Raw genomic sequence first — 23,924 nt, 5'->3', positions numbered from 1 at the left:
TCACGCGCCGGGTCGCGACGCAAACGTCCAGCTTACCGGCTGGGCGCTCCCCTACTCGCGCCCGAGGTCGCGATGACGGACGTTGACGGCCACCCCGGGAATGGCCGCGAGACGTCGCGCCAACTCCTCCGACATGGCGACGGAGCGGTGCTTGCCTCCGGTGCAGCCGATCGCGATGGTGGAGTGGCTCTTGTTCTCGCGCTGATACCCCTCGAGCACCGGAGTGAGAGCCGCGGCATAGGCCTCGAGGAAGTCGCCCGCCCCCTCACGCGACAGCACATACTCGCGCACCGGCTCGTCCTGCCCGGTGAGACCGCGCAACTCCTCGTTCCAGAAGGGGTTCGGCAGGAATCGCATGTCGGCCACGAGATCGACGTCGGTCGGCAGGCCGTACTTGAATCCGAAGCTGAGCAGCGTGACGCGATGGCGCGCTTGCCCCTCTTCGGAGAACAGCTCCGAGACCTGTGTCGCCAACTGATGGATGTTCAACGTCGACGTGTCGATCACCATGTCGGCGGATTCGTGGATCGGCGCGAGTCGGGCGCGTTCGCGGCGGATACCGTCGAGGAGCGTTCCGTCGTTCTGGAGCGGATGCGGCCGGCGGACGGCTTCGAAGCGCCGGACGAGCACGTCATCGGATGCTTCGAGAAACAGCACTCGCACGGATCCGCGCGAGCGGAGCAGGCGCGCGACCTCCGGGAAGTCGTCGAAGAGGCTTCGTCCGCGCACGTCCACGACGGCCGCGACCTTGGGGAGCGCGTCCCCACCCATGTCGGTGAGGTCGATCAACGGCCGCAGGATCTGGGGCGGGAGATTGTCGACGACGTACCAGCCGAGGTCTTCGAGGGCGTTCGCCACCGTCGTGCGGCCTGCGCCGGACATACCTGTGACGATGAGGAACTCGCCCTTCTCGGACTCGGTCATCTCTCGCTCATCCCTTTCGCCTGGGACACCAGCCTATCGACTGGCGAGGTGCGTGTGGATGTTCTGCGCCAGCACCGGCCCGATGCCCTGCACCTCCTCGATCTGGCCCGGCTCCGCGGCGCGCAGTGCCGTCACGGATCCGAAGTGCTTGAGCAGCACCTTGATGCGCGCGGCGCCGAGTCCCGGGACCTCGGCGAGCACCGTGGTGATGTCGTTGCGACGCTTCTTGCGCTGATGGACGATCGCGAACCGATGGGCCTCGTCGCGCAGGCGCTGCAGCAGATACAGCGCTTCGCTCGTGCGCGGCAGGATCACGGGGAAATCATCGCCCGGTAGCCAGACCTCCTCGAGGCGCTTCGCGATGCCGCACACGCTGATCTCCGGGTGACCCGCATCGCGCAGGGCACGTGCGGCCGCTTCGACCTGCGGCTTGCCGCCGTCGACGAGGAGCAGCTGCGGCCGGTAGGCGAAGCGCGGCTTCTTGCGACCGGTCTCTGCCTCGATCTCACCGTCGGCGTCGACCCCGGCGAGCGTCGGATCGCTGACGACGACCGGATCCGGTCGGTCGAGATACGCCAGACGGCGACGCAGGACCTGGTACATCGAGTCGGTGTCGTCCGTGGTCTCGGCGATGCCGAAGGATCGGTACTGGTCCTTACGCGGGAGGCCGTCCTCGAAGACCACCATCGAGGCGACCACGTTCGTGCCGCCGAGGTGCGAGATGTCGAAGCACTCGATACGCAGCGGAGCCTCGTCCATACCGAGGGCTTCCTGCAGATCGGTGAGCGCCTGCGTTCGGGCCACGTAGTCGCTCGTCCGCCGCGTCTTGTAGCGGATCAGGGCCTGCTGTGCGTTCAGGGTGGCGGTGCGCATGAGATCCGCGCGCTGGCCACGCAGCGCGACGGCGATCTCGACCTTCCTGCCCCGCCGCTCGCGGAGCCACTCCTCCATCTCGGGAGCGTCGTCCGGCAACGAGGGCACGAGGATCCGCCGCGGTACGTCGGCGGCATCTCCGTACGCTCGCTGGAGCACCTGATCGACGAGCTCGGCACCCGAGATGTCGATCTCCTTCTCGATCGTCAGAGCCCGCACGCCGCGCACACGACCGCCGCGGATCACGAAGTGCTGAACGGCTGCCGCGAGCTCGTCCTCGGCGATACCGAAGAGGTCGGCGTCCTCGTCGGACGCCAGCACGAGCGCGCTCTTCCCGAGCACCGCCTCGATCGCGGAGAGCTTGTCGCGGTACTTGGCCGCCGCCTCGTAGTCCATCGCCGCGGAGGCATCGAGCATCCGCCTGCGGAGGTCGCGCGTGAAGCGCTCGTCGCCGCCGGCCATGAACGCCACGAAGTCGTTCACCATCGCCCGGTGCTCCTCGATGGTCACGGTCATCGAGCACGGCCCGCCGCACTTGCCGATCTGTCCGGGGAAACAGGGGCGCCCCGTCTGCATGGCGCGCTTGTAACTCGCGTCGCTGCAGGTGCGGATCGGGAACGCCTTGATCATCAGGTCGATCGTCTCGTGCACGGCCCAGACCTTCGGATACGGGCCGAAGTACCGCGCACCGGGAATCCTGCGGTTGCGGGTGACGAGCACGCGAGGCGCCTCATCGCCGAGGGTCACCGCCATGAACGGGTAGGACTTGTCGTCCTTGTAGCGCACGTTGAAGGGCGGATCGAACTCCTTGATCCACATGTACTCCAGCTGCAGCGAATCGACATCGGTCGAGACGACGGTCCACTCGACCGAGGAAGCCGTCGTGACCATGCGCCGCGTGCGCTCGTGGAGCGTGCGCAACGGGGCGAAGTAGTTCGACAGCCGCTGGCGGAGGTTCTTCGCCTTCCCGACGTAGAGCACCCGCCCATCGGCATCACGGAAACGGTACACACCGGGATCGGTCGGGATCTCTCCCGGCCGCGGCTTGTACGGAAGCACATCGGCCATCAGCTGGCCTTGCGCGCGGCGCGCCCTTCCCCGAGGATCTCGGCGAGGAACTGCCCGGTGTGGCTCTCCTCGACCCGGGCGATCTGCTCCGGGGTACCCGTTGCGAGGATCTCCCCACCGCCGGAACCACCCTCGGGACCGAGGTCGATGACCCAGTCGGCGGACTTGATGACGTCGAGGTTGTGCTCGATGACGATCACGGTGTTGCCCTTGTCGACGAGTCCGTTCAGCACCTCGAGGAGCTTGCGTACGTCTTCGAAGTGCAGACCGGTGGTCGGCTCGTCGAGCACGTAGATGCTGCGGCCGTTGCTGCGGCGCTGGAGCTCGGTGGCGAGCTTCACGCGCTGCGCCTCTCCGCCCGAGAGCGTCGTCGCCGACTGCCCGAGGCGCACGTAGCCGAGCCCCACGTCGACCAGCGTCTTCATATAGCGGTGGATCGCCTGGATGGGCTCGAAGAACTCCGCGGCCTCTTCGATCGGCATCTCGAGGACCTCGGCGATGTTCTTGCCCTTGTAGTGCACGGCGAGGGTGTCGCGGTTGTACCGCTTACCGTGGCAGACCTCGCAGTCCACGTACACATCGGGGAGGAAGTTCATCTCGATCTTGATCGTGCCGTCACCCGAGCACGCCTCGCAGCGCCCGCCCTTGACGTTGAAGCTGAAGCGCCCGGGCTGATAGCCGCGCACCTTCGCCTCGGGCGTCTCGCTGAAGAGCGAACGGATGCGGTCGAAGACACCGGTGTAGGTCGCCGGGTTCGAGCGCGGCGTGCGGCCGATCGGCGCCTGATCGACATGCACCACCTTGTCGAGGTTGTCGAGACCCGTCACGCGGGTGTGCTTGCCGGGGACGGTGCGGGCGCCGTTCAGGCGTGACGCGAGCACCTGGTAGAGGATGTCGTTGACCAGTGACGACTTACCCGAACCGCTGACGCCGGTGACAGCGGTGAGCACTCCGAGCGGGAAGCTCGCATCGACGTTCTTGAGATTGTTCTCGCGGGCGCCGATCACGTTGAGCATGCGCTTGCGATCGAGCTTGCGACGCTTGGTCGGGGTCGGGATCTCGCGACGACCGGAGAGGTACTCCCCCGTCATCGACGCGCGATCGTCGAGCAGAGCCGCGTAGGGACCCGAGTGCACGACCTCACCGCCGTTGACACCGGCTCCCGGGCCGATGTCGACCACCCAGTCAGCCGCCTCGATCGTCTCTTCATCGTGCTCGACCACGATCAGGGTGTTGCCCAGATCGCGCAGCTTGAGCAGGGTGTTGATCAAGCGCCGGTTGTCGCGTTGGTGGAGGCCGATCGAGGGCTCGTCGAGAACGTAGAGCACACCGGTCAGACCCGATCCGATCTGCGTCGCGAGACGGATGCGCTGCGCCTCACCGCCGGAGAGAGAACCGGCTGACCTGCTCAGGTTGAGGTACGAGAGCCCCACCTGCAGCAGGAAGTCGAGACGCAGACGGATCTCACGCAGGACCTGGGCGGCGATCTTCGCCTCGCGCTCGGTGAGGGTCAACGTCTGCATGAAGGACTGCGCATCGCTCAGGCTGAGGTGCGAGACCTCGGCGATGGAGTGCCCCTGCACCTGAACCGCGAGGACTTCGGGCTTCAGACGATTCCCGTCGCACACGGGGCACGGCACCTCGCGGAGGTACTCGCCCCATCGACCGCGCTGCGTGTCGGACTCGGCCTGCAGGTACTGTCGCTCGATGTAGGGTACGACGCCCTCGAACCCGGAGGCGTACCGCATCTCTCGCCCGTACCGGTTCTTCCACTTCACGGTGACCTTGTAGTTCTCGCCCCGCAGCACCGCGTCCTGGACGTCGGAGTGCAGCTCGCGCCAGGGCGTGTCGAGCGAGAAGTCGAGGTCGCGTGACAGGCCTTCGAGCAGGCGCTCGTAGTACTGGAAGAGACCCTTGCCCTGCGTGGTCCAGGGGATGATGACGCCCTCGCGGATCGAGAGGTCCTCGTCGCCGAGCATCAGGTCGACGTCGACCGACATGCGCGTGCCCAGACCGGAGCACGCGGGGCACGCCCCGAACGGAGCGTTGAACGAGAAGGTGCGGGGTTCGATCTCGGTGAGGCTGAGCGGGTGCCCGTTCGGGCAGGCGAGCTTCTCGGAGAAGGACTGCCATGCGTCGTCGCCCTCCTCATCGACGAAGTTGACCTGGACGACGCCTCCGGCGAGGCCGAGAGCCGTCTCGACGGAGTCCGTCACGCGGCCGAGGATGTCGTCCGACGCCACCAGACGGTCGACGACCACGGCGATGTCGTGCTTGTAGCTCTTCTTGAGGGTGGGCGGCTCGGCGAGCTGGATGAGATCGCCGTCGACGATCGCACGGGAGTATCCCTTGGCACCGAGCTCGCGGAAGAGGTCGACGAACTCGCCCTTCTTCTGCGACACGATCGGAGCGACGATCTGGTAACGGGTGCGCTCGGGCAGCTCCATGAGCTGGTCGGCGATCTGCTGCACGGTCTGCCGCTGGATCTTCTCGCCGCACTCGGGGCAGTGGGGAATGCCGATGCGGGCCCAGAGCAGACGCATGTAGTCGTAGATCTCGGTGATCGTTCCGACGGTAGAGCGCGGATTCCGGTTCGTCGACTTCTGGTCGATCGACACCGCCGGGCTCAGCCCCTCGATGAAATCGACGTCGGGCCTGTCGACCTGACCGAGGAACTGCCGCGCGTAGGCGCTCAGCGATTCGACATAGCGACGCTGCCCCTCCGCGAAGATCGTGTCGAACGCGAGGCTGGACTTGCCGGACCCGGAGAGGCCGGTGAACACGACGAGCGAGTCACGGGGAATGTCGATGTCGACGTTCTTGAGGTTGTGCACGCGGGAACCGCGAACACTGAGTTTTCCGGGGGTGGCGACGGGGACGATAGGCACCGCACAAGTCTACGAGGGGCCACCGACATTGGCTCCGCAGCGCCCAGATGCTCAGGCGCCTCCGAGGCGCCGCCCCGCGAACGGCCCCAGTCCGTCTCGCAAAGCAGAAACTTCCTGCACGTCCATCCCGACCGCGGCCATCACCCTCGCCGGCACCTCCAGCGCACGCTCTCGCAGCACTCCTCCCGCCTGGGTGAGGGTGATGTCGAGACGCCGCTCGTCCTCCGTGCTGCGCTCCCGCGCGATGAGCCCCTCGGCCTCCAGCCGCTTGACCAGCGGCGACGCCGTCGCCGGCTCCAGAGCTAGATCGGCGGCGAGATCGTTCAAAGTGCGCGGGGATCGCTCCCACAGTGCCAGCATCACCAGATACTGCGGGTGGGTCAGCCCCAGCGGTTCCAGGATCGGTCGATAGATCGCGACGACGTTGCGCGCCGCGGTCACCAGCGCGAAGCAGAGCTGGTTCTCGAGCCGGAGGAGTTCGTCGGATGCGCTCATCAGGCCAACTATACAACCGCCCTAATCGTTAGTACACTAATGAACATGGCACATGATCCGGAACGGGCTCCCCTGCGCACGCGTATCCGCGAGGCGGGAGGGCTGTACGCCTGGGTGAACACCAACCTCATCCGGTTCGCCGGGCCCGCGTCCGTCGGCCCCTACGAGAAGACTCCCCCTCCGAGTGCCGCGGAGCGCGCCGAGCGCGCCTGCCCGCTGTGCGGGGCGCCGATGACAGCGCACGAGATCGACCGATCGGGACCGAAGCCCCTCATCCACTGCCCCTGATCCACTGCCCCGCGCGAGCGCCCGCGGCCGGCGCTCGGGGACGACAGAGACGCCTCAGCCGGCTCCGGCGCGCGCGATATCGATCCAGAACAGCAGTTCATCGTCATCGGCGATCGCCGATGGGGAGACATCGATCCATCGCGTACTCATCGTCCGCGGCCCCATCACCGCGCGCGCGGCTCCCTCGCGCAGCAGCAGCATCTCCTCGTCATCTGCCGCGACCTTGATCAGCAGCACTCCTCCCGGCCGCGCGCCGGCCAGGATCCGGCCGTCGAGCAGGAAGGCTCGAGTTCCGAACATCCGCCTCTCTTCGATGTCGGATGCGGGCGCGACGATCGCACGGATCCGGTCGGCGAGTTCTTCCCCCGCGGCATCCATCTGCGCCCCCTCACCAGCCGATCAGCCTCAAGCGTGACCGGCTCGCTCCATCGCGCGCAGCTCCTTCTTGAGGTCCTGCACCTCGTCGCGGAGTCGGCCTGCCAACTCGAATTTGAGTTCGGCGGCAGCCGCCAGCATCTGATCCGACAGGTCTTGGATCGTCGCTTCCAGTTGCTGCGCCCCCTCGGCCGCAATGCCGGTGCGCCGGAGGTTCGGGGTCGGCGACTTCCCCTTGCCCGTTGCACGCCCCCTCCCCGACATCAACTCGGCGGTGTCCGCGCCTTCGCGCGCCAGAACGGCGGTGATGTCGGCGATCTTCTTCCGCAGCGGCTGCGGATCGATCCCGTGCTCCTTGTTGTACGCGACCTGCTTCTCACGACGACGATCGGTCTCCTCGATCGCCTTGGCCATCGAGTCCGTCATCTTGTCGGCGTACATGTGGACCTCGCCCGACACGTTTCGCGCCGCACGCCCGATCGTCTGGATGAGCGATGTCCCCGAGCGCAGGAAACCCTCCTTGTCGGCGTCGAGGATCGCCACGAGCGACACCTCGGGGAGATCGAGCCCCTCGCGGAGGAGGTTGATCCCGACCAGCACGTCGTACACCCCGGAACGCAGCTCGCTCAGTAGCTCGACGCGACGCAGGGTATCGACATCGGAGTGCAGGTAGCGGACGCGAACTCCGTGCTCGCCGAGGAAGTCGGTCAGCTCCTCTGCCATCTTCTTCGTCAGGGTCGTGACGAGGATGCGCTCATCGCGCTCCACGCGCAGCCGGATCTCTTCGAGCAGGTCGTCGATCTGCCCCTTCGAGGGCTTCACGATGATCTCGGGATCGACCAGGCCCGTCGGGCGGATGATCTGCTCGACGATCCCATCGGCGATCCCCATCTCGTACTTCCCGGGCGTCGCGGAGAGGTAGACGGTCTGTCCGATGCGGTTCTTGAACTCGTCCCATCGGAGCGGACGGTTGTCCATCGCGCTCGGCAGACGGAATCCGTGGTCGACGAGCGTGCGCTTGCGCGAGGCGTCACCCTCGTACATCGCACCGATCTGGGGAACGGTGACGTGCGACTCGTCGATCACGAGGAGGAAGTCGTCCGGGAAGAAGTCGAGCAGCGTATGCGGCGGCTCTCCTGGAGCGCGCCCGTCCATATGACGTGAGTAGTTCTCGATGCCCGAGCAGAATCCGAGTTGCTGCAGCATCTCGAGATCGAAGGTGGTGCGCATGCGCAGCCGCTGCGCCTCGAGCAGCTTTCCCTGCTTCTCGAACTCGGCGAGGCGTTGCTCGAGCTCGGTCTCGATCGTGCCGATCGAGCGCTGGATCACATCGGTTCCCGCAACGTAGTGCGACGCGGGGAAGATCGGCACGGCGTCGAGCTTCTCGATCACCTCTCCGGTGAGCGGATGGAGCGAGTACAGCGCTTCGATCTCGTCGCCGAAGAGTTCGATGCGGATCGCGTGCTCCTCGTAGACGGGGATGATCTCGATCGTGTCACCCCGCACGCGGAAGTTTCCCCGCGAGAAATCGACGTCATTGCGGTTGTACTGCATCGCGATGAACTGGCGGATGAGCGCATCCCGGTCGTAGCGTTCTCCCACCTGCAGGGCGACCATCGCACGGAGGTACTCCTCCGGAGCACCGAGCCCGTAGATGCAGGAGACGGTCGAGACCACCACGACGTCGCGCCGGCTGAGCAGCGAGTTCGTCGTCGAGTGCCGCAGCCGTTCGACCTCGGCGTTGATCGACGAGTCCTTCTCGATGAAGGTGTCGGTCTGCGGGACGTACGCCTCCGGCTGGTAGTAGTCGTAGTAAGAGACGAAGTACTCGACCGCGTTGTTCGGCATGAGCTCACGGAACTCGTTCGCGAGCTGGGCAGCGAGCGTCTTGTTGTGCGCGAGGACCAGCGTGGGGCGCTGCACCTGCTCGACGAGCCACGCCGTCGTCGCCGACTTTCCGGTACCCGTGGCTCCGAGCAGAACGACGTCCGTCTCACCCGCGTTGATGCGCGCGGCGAGATCGGCGATGGCCTGAGGCTGATCACCGGCGGGCGCGTATTCGCTGATGACCTCGAACGGGCGAACGCTGCGAGTGGGTTCCATACGTCCAGCGTAGGCGGGGCCACCGACATCGGGGCCCGCTTCCCCTCCGGGCGAACGGTGCTCACACCTTTCCAGCGGGAGACCTGCGCAGACCGACGCCCGCGATCGCCGCGGCCGCGGCGCACATCACCAGAATGGCGGCGATGAACCACACCCACCCCATCCCGCCGAAGATCAGACCGAGCGCCCATCCGAACAGGCTCGACCCGGCGTAGTAGCCGAAGTAGTAGAGCGACGAGGCCTGCGCGCGCACCGCCGGATCGGCATCCGCCGGCACCCACCCCGAGGCGATCGCATGCGCACCGAAGAACCCCGCCGTGAACAGCACGAGTCCGGTGAGCACCAGCCCGGTGCTCGGGATCGCCAACAGCACCGCGCCCGACGCGGTGACGCCGATCGAGACCAGCAGCACGGGGTATCGTCCGCGCCTGCTGGCGAGCGACCCGGCCCAGGGCGAGGAGATCGTACCGGCGAGATAGGCCACGAACAGCAGGGTGACCAGCCAGGCCGGGAGGAGGAACGGTGGAGCCGCCAGATGGAAGCCGAGGTAGTTGTACACCGCGACGAAGGCGCCCATCAGAAGGAAGCCCTGCGCATACAGCGCAAGCTGTCGTGCCGAGCGCAACGGAAGCAGGAGGCGCGTCAGCATCCCGGGGCCGCGCCCTCGCGCGGCAGGAAGGAACCCGCGGGCGCGCGGCGTGAGCCAGAGGAAGAGAACAGCGGAGACGATGCAGACCGCGGCGACTCCCCAGACTCCCGCACGCCACCCCACCGCCTCTCCGATGCCGCCGGCGACCAGGCGCCCCGTCAGCCCGCCGAGCGTGGTGCCCGCGATGTAGCTCCCCGCGGCCGCCGCCGCGTGCGACGAGCGGACCTCTTCGCTCAGGTACGCGAGGGCGACGGCGGGCACGGCGCCCAGCGCGATGCCCTCCCCCAGCCGCAGGACGAGCAGAGGGAGGATGCCGCCGCTCAGCGGCGCGCAGACTCCGAGAACGGTGGCGACGATCACCCCGATCGCCATCGCGGGGATCCGTCCGATCCGGTCGGCGACCATCGACCAGGGAACCACGGCCGCCGCCAGCCCGAGCGTGGCGGCGGACACGCTCAGGGCAGCCGATGCCGGCTCGATCCGGAGGTCTGCGGCGATCTGCGGGAGCACTGCCTGGGTGGCGTAAAGCTGCGCGAACGTGGCGACGCCGGCGAAGAAGAGCCCGATGATCAACCGGCGATACTCCCGTGATCCCGGAGCGTGGCCCGTGAACGGTTCGTTCACCGGGCGCGGATCCGCTCCCACAGGGCGTCGGTGCGGGCTTCGGTCTCGTCGAGAGAACCGGACGTGTCGATCACCGCGTCGGCGATCGCGAGACGCTGATCATCCGAGACCTGGGCGTCGATGCGCTCCTTCGCGGACTTCGCGTCCATTCCGCGGATCTCGACGAGGCGGCGCAACCTCTCCGTCTCGGGAGCGTGCGCCACGACGATGAGGTCCCAGGGGTCGTCGACGCGCGCCTCCACCAGGAGCGGGACGTCGTAGACGACGATCGCGTCCTCATCGGCTGCGAAGGCCTCTTCGAAGCGCCGCTGGGACTCGGCGCGAACGGCCGGGTGCACGATCGCGTTCAGGGCGAGGAGCCGCTCGGGCCGGCCGAAGACCTGGGCACCCAATTCCGGGCGGTCCAGCGACCCGTCGGCGGCGATGACGCCGTCGCCGAACTCTTCGGCGATCCGACGGAGCACGGGGCCACCCGGCGCCTGGACGTCACGCACGATCTGATCCGCATCGACGAGGATCGCCCCGTGCGAGGCGAGTCGTCGGGCGATGGTCGACTTCCCGGATGCGATGCCGCCGGTGAGCGCGATGAGAGGCATGGTCTCCATCCTGTCACGCGGGAGAACGCGGAACGGGCCGCCACCCGAAGGTGACGACCCGTTCCTCACGTGATGCTGCTTAGGCGTTGCCACCCGAGAGCTTCTCGCGGAGAGCCGCGAGCGCCTCGTCGTCGGCAAGCGTGCCCGCGCCAGCGGCCTCGCTCGAGAACGACTGGCCGCCGAAGTCCTCGCCGGCCGCAGCCTCGGCCTCGGCCGCCTTGGTGACCTGAGCCTTGTGCGCCTCCCAGCGAGCCTGGGCCGCAGCGTACTCCTGCTCCCATGCCTCGCGCTGGGCGTCGAAGCCTTCCTTCCATGCACCGGTCTCGGCGTCGAAGCCCTCCGGGTACTTGTACTCGCCGTTCTCGTCGTACTCAGCGACCATTCCGTAGAGGGCCGGGTCGAACTCGGTGCCGTTGGGGTCGACCGACTCGTTGGCCTGCTTCAGCGACAGCGAGATGCGACGACGCTCGAGGTCGATGTCGATGACCTTGACGAACACCTCTTCGCCGACGGAGACGACCTGCTCGGCCAGCTCGACGTGCTTGCTGGAGAGCTCGGAGATGTGAACGAGGCCCTCGATGCCGTCTGCGACGCGCACGAACGCACCGAACGGGACGAGCTTCGTGACCTTACCCGGGGTGACCTGACCGATCGCGTGGGTACGGGCGAAGACCTGCCACGGGTCCTCCTGCGTCGCCTTCAGCGACAGGGAGACGCGCTCGCGGTCGAGGTCGACCTCGAGGATCTCGACGGTGACCTCCTGGCCGACCTCGACGACCTCGGAGGCGTGCTCGATGTGCTTCCAGGACAGCTCGGAGACGTGCACGAGGCCGTCCACGCCACCCAGGTCGACGAACGCACCGAAGTTGACGATCGACGAGACGACACCCTTGCGGACCTGACCCTTGTGGAGGTTGTTCAGGAACGTGGTGCGCGACTCCGACTGCGTCTGCTCGAGCAGCGCGCGGCGGCTGAGCACGACGTTGTTGCGGTTCTTGTCGAGCTCGAGGATCTTGGCCTCGATCTCCTGGCCGAGGTACGGCGTGAGGTCGCGGACGCGGCGGAGCTCGATGAGCGAAGCCGGGAGGAAGCCGCGGAGGCCGATGTCAACGATGAGGCCACCCTTGACGACCTCGATGACGGTGCCGGTGACGACGCCGTCGTTCTCCTTGATCTTCTCGACGTCTCCCCAAGCGCGCTCGTACTGCGCACGCTTCTTGGAGAGGATCAGACGGCCTTCCTTGTCCTCCTTCTGGAGGACGAGGGCCTCGACCAGGTCGCCGACGGCGACGACCTCGTTGGGGTCGACGTCGTGCTTGATGGAGAGCTCGCGCGAGGGGATGACACCCTCGGTCTTGTAGCCCACATCGAGGAGGACCTCGTCGCGGTCGATCTTGACGATCGTGCCCTCGATGATGTCGCCATCGTTGAAGAACTTCAGGGTCTTCTCGACCGCGGCCAGGAAGTCCTCAGCAGATCCGATGTCGTTGATGGCGACCTGCTTGGTGGCCGGGGCGGTCGTTGCGGTAGTCATGTAGTGGGTTGTCCTTGTGAATGGAAACTCAGGCCGTGAACAGCGACCGCGCACGGCCGATATCCTGCTTCACAGCGATTGGATTGGATTGATCGTCACGAGAGCATGCGTATGCACGCCACGAGTGACGCTTCAGATTACCAGATCTCGGGATGCTGCGGGGGCTCGGGGGCGGGATGCCCGTGCGAGACTGTCCCCGTGACCGATCGCCTGATGCTGCTTGATACCGCCAGCCTCTACTTCCGTGCGTTCTACGGGGTCCCCGACAAGGTCACCGCACCGGACGGCTCCCCCATCAACGCCGCCCGTGGGTTGCTCGATATCGTCGCGAAGCTCATCACGCTCTACGAGCCCACCCAGGTCATCGCCTGCTGGGACGACGACTGGCGACCGCAGTGGCGCGTCGACCTCATTCCGAGCTACAAGGGCCACCGCGTCGTCGAGGTCGTCGAGGACGCCCCGGACGTCGAGGAGGTGCCCGATCCGCTCGAAGCGCAGATCCCTCTCATCCGTCAGACGCTCGCGGCTCTCGACATCCCCATCATCGGCGTCGCCGCGCACGAGGCCGACGACGTGATCGGCACGCTCGCCACGACATCCGTCCTTCCCGTCGACATCGTCACGGGGGATCGTGACCTCTTCCAACTCGTCGACGACGCGAGTGACGTTCGCGTGATCTACACCGCCCGCGGCATGAGCAACCTCGAGATAGTCACCGACGCGACCGTCGTCGCCAAGTACGGCGTGCTGCCCAGCCAGTACGCCGACTTCGCGACGATGCGCGGCGATGCCTCGGACGGCCTTCCCGGCGTCGCCGGCGTCGGAGAGAAGACCGCGGCGACACTGCTCCAGGCCCACGCCGATCTCGACGGCATCCGTGCAGCGGCCACCGAAGGCGAAGGGATGAGCGCCGGCGTTCGTGCGAAGATCCTGGCCGCCAGCGACTACCTCGATGTCGCCCCCACGGTCGTCGCGGTCGCCACCGGACTCGATATCGCAGCACCGGGCACGCCGCTGCATCCGTTCGACGACGTCGCCCGCGACGCGGCCGACGCACTCGCCGAGAGGTGGAATCTGACGTCCTCCATGAACCGCGCGATCGCCGCGATCGAAAAGGTCACGGCCTCCGCCTGACCTTCAATCCGCCCAGGCGAGCAGACGCTCGAGCCCCCAGGTCGTCACGATCCGTGAGGTCGGGATCCCTGCACGCTCCGCCCGCTCGGCTCCGTGGTCGAGGAGCGACAGCTGTCCCGGGGCATGGGCATCCGAATCGATCGAGAACAGGCACCCCGCATCGAGGGCGAGCGCGATCAGCTCATCCGGCGGGTCCCGGCGCTCCGGCCGAGAGTTGATCTCGACGGCGACACCGTGCTCGGCGCACGCCGCGAACACGGCGGCGGCATCGAACTCCGAAGGCGGGCGCGTACCGCGCTCCCCCTCGACCAGGCGCCCCGTGCAGTGGCCGAGCACGTTCACCCGCGGGTGCGCCACCGCCGCGAGCATCCGGCGAGTCATCGAGCGGGCATCCATCCGCAGTTTCGAGTGCACGGACGCGACCACGATGTCGAGTTCCCCGAGAAGCCCGTCCTCCTGGTCGAGCATCCCGTCGTCGAGGATGTCGACCTCGATGCCGGCCAAGAGCGTGAACCCGTCACCGGACTCGGCGCGTACGAGAGGCATCTGCTCGCGCAATCGCTCCGCCGAAAGCCCGCGCGCCACCCGCAGTCGCGGTGAATGATCGGTGATCGCCTGGTACTCGTGACCCTGCGCACGTGCGGCAGCGGCCATCACCGCGATCGACGTCGTCCCGTCCGACCAGTCGGTGTGCGCGTGGAGATCGCCACGCAGTTTCCGCCGCAGATCGGAGACGCGCTCCGGCTCCACGTCGCCGCGGAGCTCGACCAGGTAGTCGGGGACCTTCCCCTCCTGCGCCTGACGGATCACCGCGAAGGTCGATGCCCCGATCCCCGGAGCCGCCCGGAGACGGTTCGGATCGGCGCGGACGTCGGCGGGCAACCCTTCGAAGGTCGCAGCGGCCTGTCGGAACGCCTTGGCCCGGTACCTCGACGCCCGCTCGCGTTCGAGCAGCGAGGCGATCTCGAGCAGCGCGGCGACCGGTTCCATGATGCACCTCAGCCTGCGGCGAGCTCCCGGCTCACGCCGATCCACTCGTCGAGCTTCGACAACGCCCGCCCGTCGTCGATCGCGGCGGCTGCCCGCTCGTACGCGCTGCGCAGTCGTTCGAGGATCGGACGCTGCACTTGCGTGGCGTCCTGCGAGAGCTCGAAAGCGACGATGCCCGCGGCGGCGTTCAGCAGCACGATGTCGCGCACCGCTCCGCTCTCGCCCTCCAGGGTGCGACGCAGGATGGTCGCGTTGTGCTCCGGCGATCCCCCCAGCAGGTCCGACAGGTCGGCGAGCGGGATGCCGAGGTCACGCGGATCCAGGTCGTGCTCGTGCACGTCGCCTCGAGTGACCTCCCAGATGCGGCTGTGCCCGGTCGTGGTGAGTTCGTCGAGTCCGTCATCGCCGCGGAAGACCAGGGCGGTGGCGCCGCGCGTGCGGAACACTCCCGTGATCAGGGGCACGCGTTCGAGCTGCGCGACGCCCACGGCGTTCGCCTCGGCGCGAGCCGGGTTGCAGAGAGGTCCGAGCATGTTGAAGACGGTGGGGACGCCGAGCTGCGATCGAACGGCTCCCGCGTGCTTGAAGCCGGGGTGGAACGCGCCTGCCCAGGCGAAGGTGATTCCCGTGCGATCGAGGATCGACGCCACCGCGGCCGGATCCAGCGTGAGCTCGAGTCCGAGAGCACCGAGCACGTCGGAGGAGCCGGAGGCCGAACTCGCCGCCCTGTTGCCGTGCTTGACGACGGGGATGCCCATGGCGCCGATGATGATGGCGGCTGTCGTCGAGACGTTGACGGTGCCGACGCGGTCACCGCCCGTGCCCACGATGTCGAGCACGTCCGGCGAGACCGGGAGCGGGACGGCGGCTTCGAGGATCGCATCGCGGAACCCGACGATCTCGTCGATCGTCTCGCCCTTCGCACGCAGTGCGATGAGGAATCCGGCCAGTTGGGCTTCGCTCACATCGCCCCGCATGATCTGACGCATCGCCCACGTCGACTCCCAGACGCTGAGGTCGCGACGCTCCAGAAGAGTGGTGAGCACATCGGACCAGGTCAGGGATTCAGCCATGTGTGCGATCCTATCGGCGCCGAGAAAACGTGCATCGCCTCTGTAACGGATGCCGTCGGCCGGACCACCCGTGATTTCCCGCGGATTCACCGACGATTCGCAGTGTTTTCTTAGGGTTACCTAAGTGAAAAGCTGGCGAAACGGGACCTCCGAGTGCAAGAATCACCCCCGGGAATCGGCCATAATGGAACGGTGACGACCTCAGCGACGTATGCCCCGGCGGCGAGAACCATCAAGCGGCCCAACCCGGTAGCTGTCGGCACCATTGTGTGGCTCGGCAGTGAAGTGATGTTCTTCGCGGGACTCTTCGCGATCTACTTCACGCTCCGAAGCACCTCCCCCGAACTCTGGGCCGACCGGACCGAACTGCTGAACGTGCCGTTCGCATTCGTGAACACCGCGATCCTCGTGCTCTCGTCGTTCACCTGCCAGATGGGCGTCTTCGCGGCCGAGGACCTCCAGGCCTACAAGATCGGCAAGGGCCAGAAGAACGGCGCCGGCCGTCGCCGCCTGTTCGGCTGGGGAATGGTCGAGTGGTTCTTCCTCACCTTCGCCCTCGGTGCGGTCTTCGTCTCGGGTCAGGTCTGGGAGTACGCCCAGCTCGTCGCCGAGGGAATGCCCATCAGCGCCGACTCGTACGCTTCCGCGTTCTACCTGACCACCGGCTTCCACGCACTGCACGTGACGGGCGGGCTCGTCGCGTTCCTGCTCGTCATCGGACGCGCGTTCGCCGTCAAGAACTTCCGGCACAAGGAGGCGACCTCCTCGATCGTGGTGTCCTACTACTGGCACTTCGTCGACGTCGTCTGGATCGTGCTGTTCGTCGTAATTTACTTCCTGAAATAAGAGCGGAGCTGATCCCCGAGATGGCACGAGAGAAGAAGCGCCGTTCTGGCGGTCGCCGCAGCCCCCTGGCTGCCGCGGCCCTCATCGGAGCAGGCCTCATGATCACCGGCGCCGTGTACGCCGGCGCATCCGCGGCCTTCGCCGCGACCGACACGCAGACAGCGGCGACCACGCTGACCGTCGAGGACGGCGAGAAGCTGTTCCAGGCGAACTGCGCCACCTGCCACGGCCTCGACCTGCAGGGCACGCCCAACGGGCCGAGCCTCTACGGTGTCGGCGAGCTCGCCACGGAGTTCCAGCTCTCCACCGGTCGCATGCCCCTGCAGATGCAGGGACCGCAGGCGCCGCAGAAGGAGCCGCAGTTCACCGAGGACCAGATCCTCGCGATCTCGTCCTTCGTGCAGTCCACGGCCCCCGGCCCCACCTTCCCCGAGGAGCGCATCCTCGACGGCGAGGGTGACGTGGCTCACGGCGCCGAGCTCTTCCGCGTCAACTGCGCGATGTGCCACAACGTGGCCGCCGCGGGTGGAGCGCTCACCGAGGGCAAGTACGCCCCCGCACTGACCGAGACCAGCGCGCTGCACATGTACGCGGCCATGGTCACGGGCCCCCAGAACATGCCGGTCTTCGGCGACCTGAACCTGTCGGACGAAGACAAGCGCGACATCATCTCGGCTCTCCTGTACCAGCAGCAGTCCGTGCAGATCGGCGGGTTCTCCCTCGGATCGCTCGGACCGGTCTCGGAGGGCCTGTTCGTCTGGATCTTCGGCATCGGCGCACTCGTCGCCATCACCGTGTGGATCACGGCGAAGTCCAACTGACGCTTAATCATCGAAGAGGAACGTACGAGGAGCACCATGGCACACGACGACGACTCGCAGGCTCTTGACAGGGCCTACCAGCCCTCTCCGGGGCTGGGCGTCGCAGTCAGCGACCCTGTGCAGAACCCGGGCCTGCCGCCGCACCGCGAGCGGATGACCGATAAGGACCCGCGCGCGGAGAAGGCCGCGGTCCGCACCGTCTACACACTGTTCTACCTGTCTCTCGCGGGCAGCATCTGGGCGGTCGCCGCCTACATGCTGTTCCCGATCGAGAGCGGCGCGCTCATCGACATCCGTCAGAACAACCTCTTCATCGGACTCGGCATCGCCCTCGCGCTGCTGTCCCTCGGCCTCGGAGCGATCCACTGGTCGAAGGCGCTCATGTCCGACAAGGAGCACATCGAGCACCGCCACCCCACGCGTGGCAAGGATTCGACCCGCGAAGCGGCCATCAAGGCGTTCTCCGAAGCCAACGAGGAGTCCGGATTCGGACGCCGCACGATGATCCGCAACTCGCTGTTCGCCGCGCTCGTCGCCTCGATCATCCCCGGTGTCACGCTGTTCCGCGGCCTGGCCCCGCACGCCACTCCGGACGACCCCTACGCGGGCGACCCGGTGCACCTGCTCAAGCACACGATGTGGGAGGACGGCATGCGCCTCGTCCGCGACCCGGACGGCACGCCGATCCGCGCCGCCGACGTGACGCTCGGCTCCGCCTTCCATGTGATCCCGGCCGACCTGGCTGAGCTGAGCCACCACGACGGCTACCTCGAGGAGAAGGCGAAGGCCATCGTCCTGATGATGCGTCTCCGTCCCGAACAGCTGATCGAGGCCGAGGACCGCAAGGACTGGTCGTACGACGGCATCGTCGCGTACTCCAAGGTGTGCACCCACGTCGGATGCCCGGTCGCGCTCTACGAGCAGCAGACCCACCACCTCCTCTGCCCCTGCCACCAGTCGCAGTTCGATGTGACGGATCACGCCAAGGTCATCTTCGGACCTGCCGCGCGCCCGCTGCCTCAGCTGCCCATCACCGTCGACGACGAGGGCTACCTCATCGCACGCAGTGACTTCACCGAGCCCGTCGGCCCGAGCTTCTGGGAGCGCCATTGAGCACCGCAACGCTGTCCAAAGAGGACAAGGACACCAAGGCGCCTCTCGGCGGCCGATTCGTCGGCGCCGCGTCGAACTACATCGATGAGCGCACCAGTCTGTCCGGCTTCGTCAAGGAGCTCGGACGCAAGATCTTCCCCGACCACTGGTCGTTCATGCTGGGTGAGATCGCCCTGTGGAGCTTCGTCGTCGTGTTCCTCTCCGGAACCTTCCTGACGTTCTTCTTCCAGGCGTCGATGGTCGAGACCCACTACACCGGCGCGTACGCCCCGATGCGCGGCATCGAGATGTCCGCAGCGCTGGAGTCCTCGCTCCACATCTCGTTCGACCTGCGTGGCGGTCTGCTCGTCCGTCAGATCCACCACTGGGCCGCCTTGGTCTTCGTGGCCGGTATCGGCGTGCACATGCTCCGCGTGTTCTTCACCGGCGCATTCCGCAAGCCGCGCGAGCTCAACTGGGTGATCGGCTTCGTGCTCTTCATCCTCGCTCTCGCCGAGGGCTTCACGGGCTACTCGCTCCCCGACGACCTGCTCTCGGGTAACGGCCTCCGCATCATCGACGGCATGGTCAAGGGCCTCCCGCTCATCGGCACGTGGACCTCGTTCCTCCTCTTCGGTGGCGAGTTCCCCGGTACCGACATCGTCGGACGCCTGTACTCGCTGCACATCCTGCTGCTGCCGATGCTGGTGATCGCTCTGATCGTCGTGCACCTCATGCTCATGATCATCAACAAGCACACGCAGTTCGCCGGCCCCGGCCGCACGAACGACAACGTCGTGGGCTACCCGATGATGCCGGTGTACATGTCGAAGATGGGCGGATACCTGTTCATCGTCTTCGGCACGATCGTCCTGATCGCGACGTTCTTCCAGATCAACCCGATCTGGAACTACGGCCCCTACGACCCCTCCCCCGTGTCCGCCGGAACCCAGCCCGACTGGTACATCGGCTTCGCGGACGGCGCACTGCGTCTGGCGCCGTCGAACTGGGACATCGTCTTCCTCGACCACACCTGGTCGTTCGGCATCCTCGTCCCGGTCGCCGTGCTCGGACTCTTCATCGTCGCCGTCGCGATCTACCCCTTCATCGAGGCGTGGGTCACCGGAGACAAGCGTGAGCACCACATCGCGCAGCGTCCGCGGAACGCGGCGACCCGCACCGCCATCGGCGTGGCCGGCGTCATCTTCTACGCCGTCCTCTGGGCCGCAGCTTCCTCGGACCTCATCGCGACGCACTTCATGCTCACGATGGAGGGTGTCATCCATACGCTCCAGGCGCTGCTGTTCCTCGGGCCGATCCTCGGATACTTCGTGACCAAGCGCATCTGCATCGCCCTGCAGAAGAAGGATCGCGAGATCGTTCTCCACGGCTTCGAGTCGGGTCGCATTGTCCGACTTCCCGGCGGCGAGTTCATCGAGGTGCACCAGCCCGTCGATCAGTACGACCGCTGGAAGCTCATCGACGTCGACGGCTATGAGCCGCTCGTCGTGCGCCCCAACGCCAAGGGCCGCATCTCGTGGACGGAGAACCTCCGTTCGTCGATGTCGCGCTGGTTCTTCGAGGACCGTCTCGCGCCGCTCACTCAGGCCGAGGTCGCCGCTGCGGATGCACACCAACACCACGTCACGGCTCACAACGAGGAGACCGAGGTCGCCGAGATCCAGGGCGCTCACGAGCGTGCCGGATTCCCGGATGCCCCGCTCGAGTCGACCGAGGATCACGTCGACGAGACGCCGAACACCCCTAGCACGGTCATCGCGACCGAGCCCGTGAAGAAGCCTCGCAAGAAGAAGTCGGAGGACGGCGAGTAACGTCCCGCCGCTCCCCCACTCGAAGGGCCCTGTCCACGCGGACAGGGCCCTTCGAGGTTCCCGTGGGAGGATCGAAGCATGACGTCTGCAGTCCGACTCATCCGCTCCGACTCTCTCGCCGAGACCCCGTACGCGTACGCCGCGACCGCTCCCGCCGGCTCGCGCCTCATCTTCCTGGCCGGCGCATGCCCGTTGGATGATGACGGGAGCACGACTGCCCCGGGCGACTACGCAGCGCAGGCTACACGCTGCATCGAGACCCTGCAGACAGCTCTCACGGCATCCGGTGCGTCGCTGACGGACGTCATCAGCACTCGTGTGCTGGTGGCCTCCACGCGACAGGCCGATCTCGTCACCGCCTGGAACGTCGTCGAAGCAGCGTTCGGTGAGCACGACGTGCCGAGCACCTTGCTCGGCGTCACGGTTCTCGGATACGACGAGCAACTCGTCGAAATCGAGGCGGTCGCCGCAGTGCACGGAGAGAAAGGATGAACGCCAACATTCGCCCCGCGCGCTCCACCGATGCAGAATTCGTGGAGGCGATCGAGTCCGCGGCGGATGCTCTCCTCGTCGATGCTCTGGGTGCATGGGAATGGCCCCCTGCCCAAGACGGCGCAACGCGACTCGCTTCTCCGGGGTTCGTCCTGCTCATCGAAGACGATGCAACGCACTCCCCCGTCGGCTTCGTGCACGTGCTCGACGCAGACGGGCATGCGCACCTCGAGCAGCTGTCGGTGCTTCCCTCGGCCGGACGACAGGGCCACGGGCGCGCCCTCGTGCGCGCTGCCCTGCACGAGGCGCAGGAACGCGGGTACTCGCGGATCACGCTGCGCACTTACGCCGAAGTTCCCTGGAACGCTCCGTTCTACGCCAGCTGCGGTTTCCTCGAGAGCCTTCCGGAGACGGCGTTCCAGCGCTCCTTGATCGAGACGGAGGAAGCACTCGGGCTCGAACGCCACGGGCGGCGCGTACAGATGACCGCCGAGCTCGATGACGGCACGCTCCTGTCAGAAAAGCGCCCACGGGCGACCGTTTGACGAGCGCGGCGCTCACCCTGCTTCTCCTACGCTGGGAGGCATGATCGATCGCGCCGACTATTTCGCCGCCAAGCTCTCCTACGAGACCGACGCCAGTGACGTCCATGCCGACCTTCGAGCGGGCAAACCGCTCGTCGTGATCGACGTGCGCTCCGCCGAAGCCTGGTCGCAGGGTCGCGTGGCCGGGGCAACGCACATGCACTACAGCGAGATCGAAACCCGAGCGCCTGCGGAGATCGCTGCCGACAGCGAGGTCGTCGTCTACTGCTGGAGTCCCGGATGCAATGCCGGCGCGAAGGGCGCCCTCGTCTTCGCCCGCCTCGGCTACACCGTGCGCGAGATGATCGGCGGATTCGAGTACTGGGCTCGGGAGGGTTATCCGGTGGAGGACGCGGATGGTGTGCACCATCGCCCCGTCGACCCGCTCACGGGCATCCCCCGCGTACGTAGCCGCCCGTGAACGCAGAAGAGGCCCCCAGGATCCCTGGGGGCCTCTTTCTTGCCGCTCGATCAGCGCGCGAAGTTACCGCGGTAGTACTCGTACACCCAGCCGACGATCGCGACGACGAAGATCGCCAGGCCGATCGGCAGGAGGAAGTGGCCGACGGCCAGACCCACCACGAAGACTCCGGCGGAGGCGGCCAGCACCAGCGGCCACCACGACCACGGGCTGAACTCGCCGAGCTCCGGGTCGCCGTCGTCGATGTCCGACGTCAGGATGTCTTCCGGCAGCTCACCGCCCTGAGCGTTGTGCGTGCGGTCGAGGTAGAACGCGATCATCGCACCCATGAAGGCGGCGAAGAACAGCGCGGTCGTTCCGACCCACTCGATCCGCATGGCGAAGTTGTCGTCCGGCGTCGCGAGGATGTGCCAGCCGGTGTAGATCACTCCGACCAGGGCGAAGAAAGCGGTGAGAATCCACCAGAGAATGACGTTGTCGCGCATGGCTCAGTGGACCTCTCGCTCGCCCGGAGCCGTGGTGGCGAACTCCGCTGCTTCGGGGTGATTCAGGTCGAAGGCCGGGCGCTCGCTGCGGATGCGCGGAATCGACGTGAAGTTGTGACGCGGCGGCGGGCAGGAGGTCGCCCACTCGAGCGATGCCCCGTAGCCCCACGGGTCGTTGACGGTGACCTTCGGCGCCTTGCGGGCCGTGATCCAGACGTTCAGGAAGAACGGCAGCATCGAGGCGCCGAGGATCATCGCACCGATCGTCGAGACCTGGTTCTGCCAGGTCCACCCGTCGGCCGCGGAGTAGTCCGCGTAGCGACGCACCATGCCGTCGACGCCCAGCCAGTGCTGGATGAGGAAGGTCATGTGGAAGCCGATGAACAGCATCCAGAAGTGGACGTATCCGAGACGCTCGTTGAGCATGCGTCCCGTCCACTTCGGCCACCAGAAGTAGAAGCCGGCGAACATCGCGAACACGACGGTGCCGAAGACGACGTAGTGGAAGTGCGCCACGACGAAGTAGGAGTCAGACAGCGCGAAGTCCAGCGGCGGGGCGGCCAGGATGACACCCGTCAGACCACCGAAGACGAACGAGACGAGGAAGCCGAGGGAGAAAACCATCGGAGTCTCGAAGGTCACCGACCCTCGCCACATCGTGCCGATCCAGTTGAAGATCTTCACACCCGTCGGAACGGCGATGAGCATCGTCATCAGCGCGAAGAACGGGAGCAGCACGGATCCGGTCACGTACATGTGGTGCGCCCACACGGCGACGGAGAGCGCGGCGATCGCGATCGTCGCGTAGACGAGTGTCTTGTATCCGAAGATCGGCTTGCGACTGAACACCGGGAAGATCTCGGAGACGATGCCGAAGAACGGCAGCGCGATGATGTACACCTCGGGGTGCCCGAAGAACCAGAACAGGTGCTGCCAGAGCAGGACGCCGCCGTTGGCCGGGTCGTAGATGTGAGCGCCGAGAACGCGGTCGGCACCGGCGGCGAAGATCGCGGCCGCGAGGACCGGGAACGCCATCAGGATCAGGAGGCTCGTGACGAGCGTGTTCCACGAGAAGATCGGCATGCGCCACATCGTCATGCCCGGAGCGCGCATCGTGATGATGGTGGTGATGAAGTTCACCGCACCGAGGATGGTGCCGAATCCGGAGATACCGAGTCCGAGCATCCACAGGTTTCCACCCGCTCCCGGCGAGAACGAGGCGCTCGCGAGGGGCTGGTAGGCGAACCACCCGAAGGATGCCGCACCCTGCGGGGTGAGGAAGCCGGCGACCGCGATCGTGGAACCGAAGAGGAAGAGCCAGAACGCGAAGGCGTTCAGACGCGGGAACGCGACATCGGGAGCACCGATCTGCAGAGGCAGGATCGCGTTCGCGAAGCCCGCGAACAGCGGCGTCGCGAACATCAGCAGCATGATCGTGCCGTGCATGGTGAACAGCTGGTTGTACTGCTCCTTCGTCGGGATGATCTGCATTCCCGGAGCGAAGAGCTCGGCGCGGATGACGAGAGCCATCACGCCACCGAGGAGGAAGAACAGCACCGAGGCGATGAGGTACATGTACCCGATCGTCTTGTGGTCGGTGGAGGTGATCCACTTGACGACGATGTTGCCCTTCTGCTCGACGCGCGAGGAGCTCATGAGAGCGGCCTGGCGCGGGGGCAGCGTGGTGGGACGGGAGCGGTTCGCCTCGTCGGTGCGGGGTGCTTCGGTCGTCGACAT

The 23,924-nt window shown here is 66.6% G+C and carries 22 protein-coding genes; 9 read left to right on the top strand and 13 right to left on the bottom strand.

The annotated features are described in order from the left end of the window. Window positions 1–51: 51 nt before the first annotated feature. The 4 genes from rapZ to ACIQTT_RS00525 are packed head-to-tail and all read right to left on the bottom strand — an operon-like array spanning window position 52 to window position 6,248. Window positions 52–924 (bottom strand): RNase adapter RapZ, encoded by an 873-nt coding sequence (gene rapZ / locus ACIQTT_RS00540; RefSeq protein WP_402784605.1) that lies wholly within the window; start codon window positions 922–924, stop codon window positions 52–54. Between the two features lie 33 nt (window positions 925–957). Beyond that, on the bottom strand, window positions 958–2,865 hold the full coding sequence (gene uvrC / locus ACIQTT_RS00535) for an excinuclease ABC subunit UvrC (protein ID WP_402784603.1): 1,908 nt from the start codon (window positions 2,863–2,865) through the stop codon (window positions 958–960). Beyond that, window positions 2,865–5,753: an excinuclease ABC subunit UvrA gene (gene uvrA, locus ACIQTT_RS00530; protein WP_402784600.1), complete on the bottom strand. Its 2,889-nt coding sequence runs from the start codon at window positions 5,751–5,753 to the stop codon at window positions 2,865–2,867. Before uvrA ends, uvrC begins: the two co-directional genes overlap by 1 nt. Window positions 5,754–5,804: 51 nt before the next feature. Then, window positions 5,805–6,248, bottom strand: coding sequence for a MarR family winged helix-turn-helix transcriptional regulator (locus ACIQTT_RS00525; RefSeq protein WP_402784597.1), 444 nt, complete (start codon window positions 6,246–6,248; stop codon window positions 5,805–5,807). Between the two features lie 45 nt (window positions 6,249–6,293). On the opposite strand from ACIQTT_RS00525, the gene ACIQTT_RS00520 reads away from it, so the two are divergent. Then, window positions 6,294–6,536, top strand: coding sequence for a hypothetical protein (locus ACIQTT_RS00520; protein ID WP_247622122.1), 243 nt, complete (start codon window positions 6,294–6,296; stop codon window positions 6,534–6,536). 54 nt (window positions 6,537–6,590) lie between these two features. On the opposite strand, the gene ACIQTT_RS00515 is transcribed toward ACIQTT_RS00520, so the two are convergent. The 5 genes from ACIQTT_RS00515 to rpsA all read right to left on the bottom strand — a co-directional run bounded on the left by ACIQTT_RS00515 (window position 6,591) and on the right by rpsA (window position 12,417). Continuing rightward, a complete protein-coding gene (locus ACIQTT_RS00515) occupies window positions 6,591–6,914 on the bottom strand; it encodes a TfoX/Sxy family protein (RefSeq protein WP_402784594.1) in 324 nt (107 codons plus the stop codon). A 27-nt stretch (window positions 6,915–6,941) separates the two neighbouring features. Continuing rightward, complete coding sequence (gene uvrB, locus ACIQTT_RS00510) at window positions 6,942–9,014, bottom strand: excinuclease ABC subunit UvrB (RefSeq protein WP_402784591.1); 2,073 nt, start codon at window positions 9,012–9,014, stop codon at window positions 6,942–6,944. A 61-nt stretch (window positions 9,015–9,075) separates the two neighbouring features. Continuing rightward, window positions 9,076–10,287, bottom strand: a complete 1,212-nt coding sequence (locus tag ACIQTT_RS00505; RefSeq protein ID WP_402784588.1) for an MFS transporter — start codon at window positions 10,285–10,287, stop codon at window positions 9,076–9,078. Beyond that, the gene (gene coaE / locus ACIQTT_RS00500; RefSeq protein ID WP_402784585.1) at window positions 10,284–10,883 is read right to left on the bottom strand and encodes a dephospho-CoA kinase; all 600 of its coding nucleotides are present in this window, start codon (window positions 10,881–10,883) and stop codon (window positions 10,284–10,286) included. Before coaE ends, ACIQTT_RS00505 begins: the two co-directional genes overlap by 4 nt. Window positions 10,884–10,962: 79 nt before the next feature. Further along, entirely contained in the window at window positions 10,963–12,417 is a 1,455-nt protein-coding gene (rpsA, locus tag ACIQTT_RS00495; RefSeq protein WP_400438141.1) for a 30S ribosomal protein S1, read from the bottom strand. A gap of 198 nt (window positions 12,418–12,615) precedes the next feature. Here rpsA and ACIQTT_RS00490 point away from each other — a divergent pair, with 198 nt between their 5' ends. Continuing rightward, window positions 12,616–13,551, top strand: a complete 936-nt coding sequence (locus tag ACIQTT_RS00490; protein WP_402784582.1) for a 5'-3' exonuclease H3TH domain-containing protein — start codon at window positions 12,616–12,618, stop codon at window positions 13,549–13,551. 3 nt (window positions 13,552–13,554) lie between these two features. On the opposite strand, the gene ACIQTT_RS00485 is transcribed toward ACIQTT_RS00490, so the two are convergent. Together ACIQTT_RS00485 and trpD are read right to left on the bottom strand one after the other, a co-directional pair. Continuing rightward, window positions 13,555–14,541 (bottom strand): PHP domain-containing protein, encoded by a 987-nt coding sequence (locus tag ACIQTT_RS00485; RefSeq protein WP_402784579.1) that lies wholly within the window; start codon window positions 14,539–14,541, stop codon window positions 13,555–13,557. Between the two features lie 8 nt (window positions 14,542–14,549). Beyond that, window positions 14,550–15,614 carry an anthranilate phosphoribosyltransferase gene (gene trpD, locus ACIQTT_RS00480; RefSeq protein ID WP_402784576.1) on the bottom strand — a complete coding sequence of 355 codons (1,065 nt, stop codon included), beginning with the start codon at window positions 15,612–15,614 and terminating at the stop codon, window positions 14,550–14,552. Between the two features lie 288 nt (window positions 15,615–15,902). On the opposite strand from trpD, the gene ACIQTT_RS00475 reads away from it, so the two are divergent. From ACIQTT_RS00475 to ACIQTT_RS00445, 7 genes are all read left to right on the top strand, one after another. Further along, window positions 15,903–16,460, top strand: coding sequence for a heme-copper oxidase subunit III (locus tag ACIQTT_RS00475; RefSeq protein WP_247624676.1), 558 nt, complete (start codon window positions 15,903–15,905; stop codon window positions 16,458–16,460). A 20-nt stretch (window positions 16,461–16,480) separates the two neighbouring features. Then, a complete protein-coding gene (locus ACIQTT_RS00470) occupies window positions 16,481–17,281 on the top strand; it encodes a c-type cytochrome (RefSeq protein ID WP_402784573.1) in 801 nt (266 codons plus the stop codon). Window positions 17,282–17,317: 36 nt separating this feature from the next. After that, window positions 17,318–18,394 carry a Rieske 2Fe-2S domain-containing protein gene (locus ACIQTT_RS00465; RefSeq protein WP_402784570.1) on the top strand — a complete coding sequence of 359 codons (1,077 nt, stop codon included), beginning with the start codon at window positions 17,318–17,320 and terminating at the stop codon, window positions 18,392–18,394. Then, window positions 18,391–20,205, top strand: coding sequence for a cytochrome bc complex cytochrome b subunit (locus ACIQTT_RS00460; RefSeq protein WP_402784567.1), 1,815 nt, complete (start codon window positions 18,391–18,393; stop codon window positions 20,203–20,205). The genes ACIQTT_RS00465 and ACIQTT_RS00460 overlap by 4 nt, the downstream gene beginning before the upstream one ends. 78 nt (window positions 20,206–20,283) lie before the next feature. Further along, a complete protein-coding gene (locus tag ACIQTT_RS00455; protein WP_402784564.1) occupies window positions 20,284–20,697 on the top strand; it encodes a Rid family hydrolase in 414 nt (137 codons plus the stop codon). Then, on the top strand, window positions 20,694–21,242 hold the full coding sequence (locus tag ACIQTT_RS00450) for a GNAT family N-acetyltransferase (protein WP_402784561.1): 549 nt from the start codon (window positions 20,694–20,696) through the stop codon (window positions 21,240–21,242). The genes ACIQTT_RS00455 and ACIQTT_RS00450 overlap by 4 nt, the downstream gene beginning before the upstream one ends. A gap of 40 nt (window positions 21,243–21,282) precedes the next feature. Further along, window positions 21,283–21,702 carry a rhodanese-like domain-containing protein gene (locus ACIQTT_RS00445; protein ID WP_402784558.1) on the top strand — a complete coding sequence of 140 codons (420 nt, stop codon included), beginning with the start codon at window positions 21,283–21,285 and terminating at the stop codon, window positions 21,700–21,702. A 50-nt stretch (window positions 21,703–21,752) separates the two neighbouring features. Here the strand turns inward: ACIQTT_RS00445 and ACIQTT_RS00440 are convergent, their stop codons facing one another. Continuing rightward, window positions 21,753–22,187: a cytochrome c oxidase subunit 4 gene (locus ACIQTT_RS00440; RefSeq protein ID WP_247622107.1), complete on the bottom strand. Its 435-nt coding sequence runs from the start codon at window positions 22,185–22,187 to the stop codon at window positions 21,753–21,755. Between the two features lie 3 nt (window positions 22,188–22,190). Next, on the bottom strand, window positions 22,191–23,924 hold the full coding sequence (gene ctaD, locus ACIQTT_RS00435; RefSeq protein ID WP_402784554.1) for a cytochrome c oxidase subunit I: 1,734 nt from the start codon (window positions 23,922–23,924) through the stop codon (window positions 22,191–22,193).

Origin of the sequence: Microbacterium sp. NPDC090225 (genome assembly GCF_044772365.1) — a bacterium.
Classification (GTDB): Bacteria; Actinomycetota; Actinomycetes; order Actinomycetales; family Microbacteriaceae; genus Microbacterium.
Note: the sequence above shows the minus strand (reverse complement) of the source record. Positions and strands in the feature narration are given on the sequence as shown.

Excerpts from the sequence above, each read along its gene's own strand:
- rapZ (WP_402784605.1), bottom strand. The coding sequence starts at position 924 with ATGACCGAGTCCGAGAAGGGCGAGTTCCTCATCGTCACAGGTATGTCC.
- uvrC (WP_402784603.1), bottom strand. The coding sequence starts at position 2,865 with ATGGCCGATGTGCTTCCGTACAAGCCGCGGCCGGGAGAGATCCCGACC.
- ACIQTT_RS00525 (WP_402784597.1), bottom strand. The coding sequence starts at position 6,248 with ATGAGCGCATCCGACGAACTCCTCCGGCTCGAGAACCAGCTCTGCTTC.
- ACIQTT_RS00520 (WP_247622122.1), top strand. The coding sequence starts at position 6,294 with ATGGCACATGATCCGGAACGGGCTCCCCTGCGCACGCGTATCCGCGAG.
- ACIQTT_RS00515 (WP_402784594.1), bottom strand. The coding sequence starts at position 6,914 with ATGGATGCCGCGGGGGAAGAACTCGCCGACCGGATCCGTGCGATCGTC.
- uvrB (WP_402784591.1), bottom strand. The coding sequence starts at position 9,014 with ATGGAACCCACTCGCAGCGTTCGCCCGTTCGAGGTCATCAGCGAATAC.
- coaE (WP_402784585.1), bottom strand. The coding sequence starts at position 10,883 with ATGCCTCTCATCGCGCTCACCGGCGGCATCGCATCCGGGAAGTCGACC.
- rpsA (WP_400438141.1), bottom strand. The coding sequence starts at position 12,417 with ATGACTACCGCAACGACCGCCCCGGCCACCAAGCAGGTCGCCATCAAC.
- ACIQTT_RS00485 (WP_402784579.1), bottom strand. The coding sequence starts at position 14,541 with ATGGAACCGGTCGCCGCGCTGCTCGAGATCGCCTCGCTGCTCGAACGC.
- trpD (WP_402784576.1), bottom strand. The coding sequence starts at position 15,614 with ATGGCTGAATCCCTGACCTGGTCCGATGTGCTCACCACTCTTCTGGAG.
- ACIQTT_RS00475 (WP_247624676.1), top strand. The coding sequence starts at position 15,903 with ATGTTCTTCGCGGGACTCTTCGCGATCTACTTCACGCTCCGAAGCACC.
- ACIQTT_RS00470 (WP_402784573.1), top strand. The coding sequence starts at position 16,481 with ATGGCACGAGAGAAGAAGCGCCGTTCTGGCGGTCGCCGCAGCCCCCTG.
- ACIQTT_RS00465 (WP_402784570.1), top strand. The coding sequence starts at position 17,318 with ATGGCACACGACGACGACTCGCAGGCTCTTGACAGGGCCTACCAGCCC.
- ACIQTT_RS00455 (WP_402784564.1), top strand. The coding sequence starts at position 20,284 with ATGACGTCTGCAGTCCGACTCATCCGCTCCGACTCTCTCGCCGAGACC.
- ACIQTT_RS00450 (WP_402784561.1), top strand. The coding sequence starts at position 20,694 with ATGAACGCCAACATTCGCCCCGCGCGCTCCACCGATGCAGAATTCGTG.
- ACIQTT_RS00445 (WP_402784558.1), top strand. The coding sequence starts at position 21,283 with ATGATCGATCGCGCCGACTATTTCGCCGCCAAGCTCTCCTACGAGACC.
- ACIQTT_RS00440 (WP_247622107.1), bottom strand. The coding sequence starts at position 22,187 with ATGCGCGACAACGTCATTCTCTGGTGGATTCTCACCGCTTTCTTCGCC.
- ctaD (WP_402784554.1), bottom strand. The coding sequence starts at position 23,924 with ATGTCGACGACCGAAGCACCCCGCACCGACGAGGCGAACCGCTCCCGT.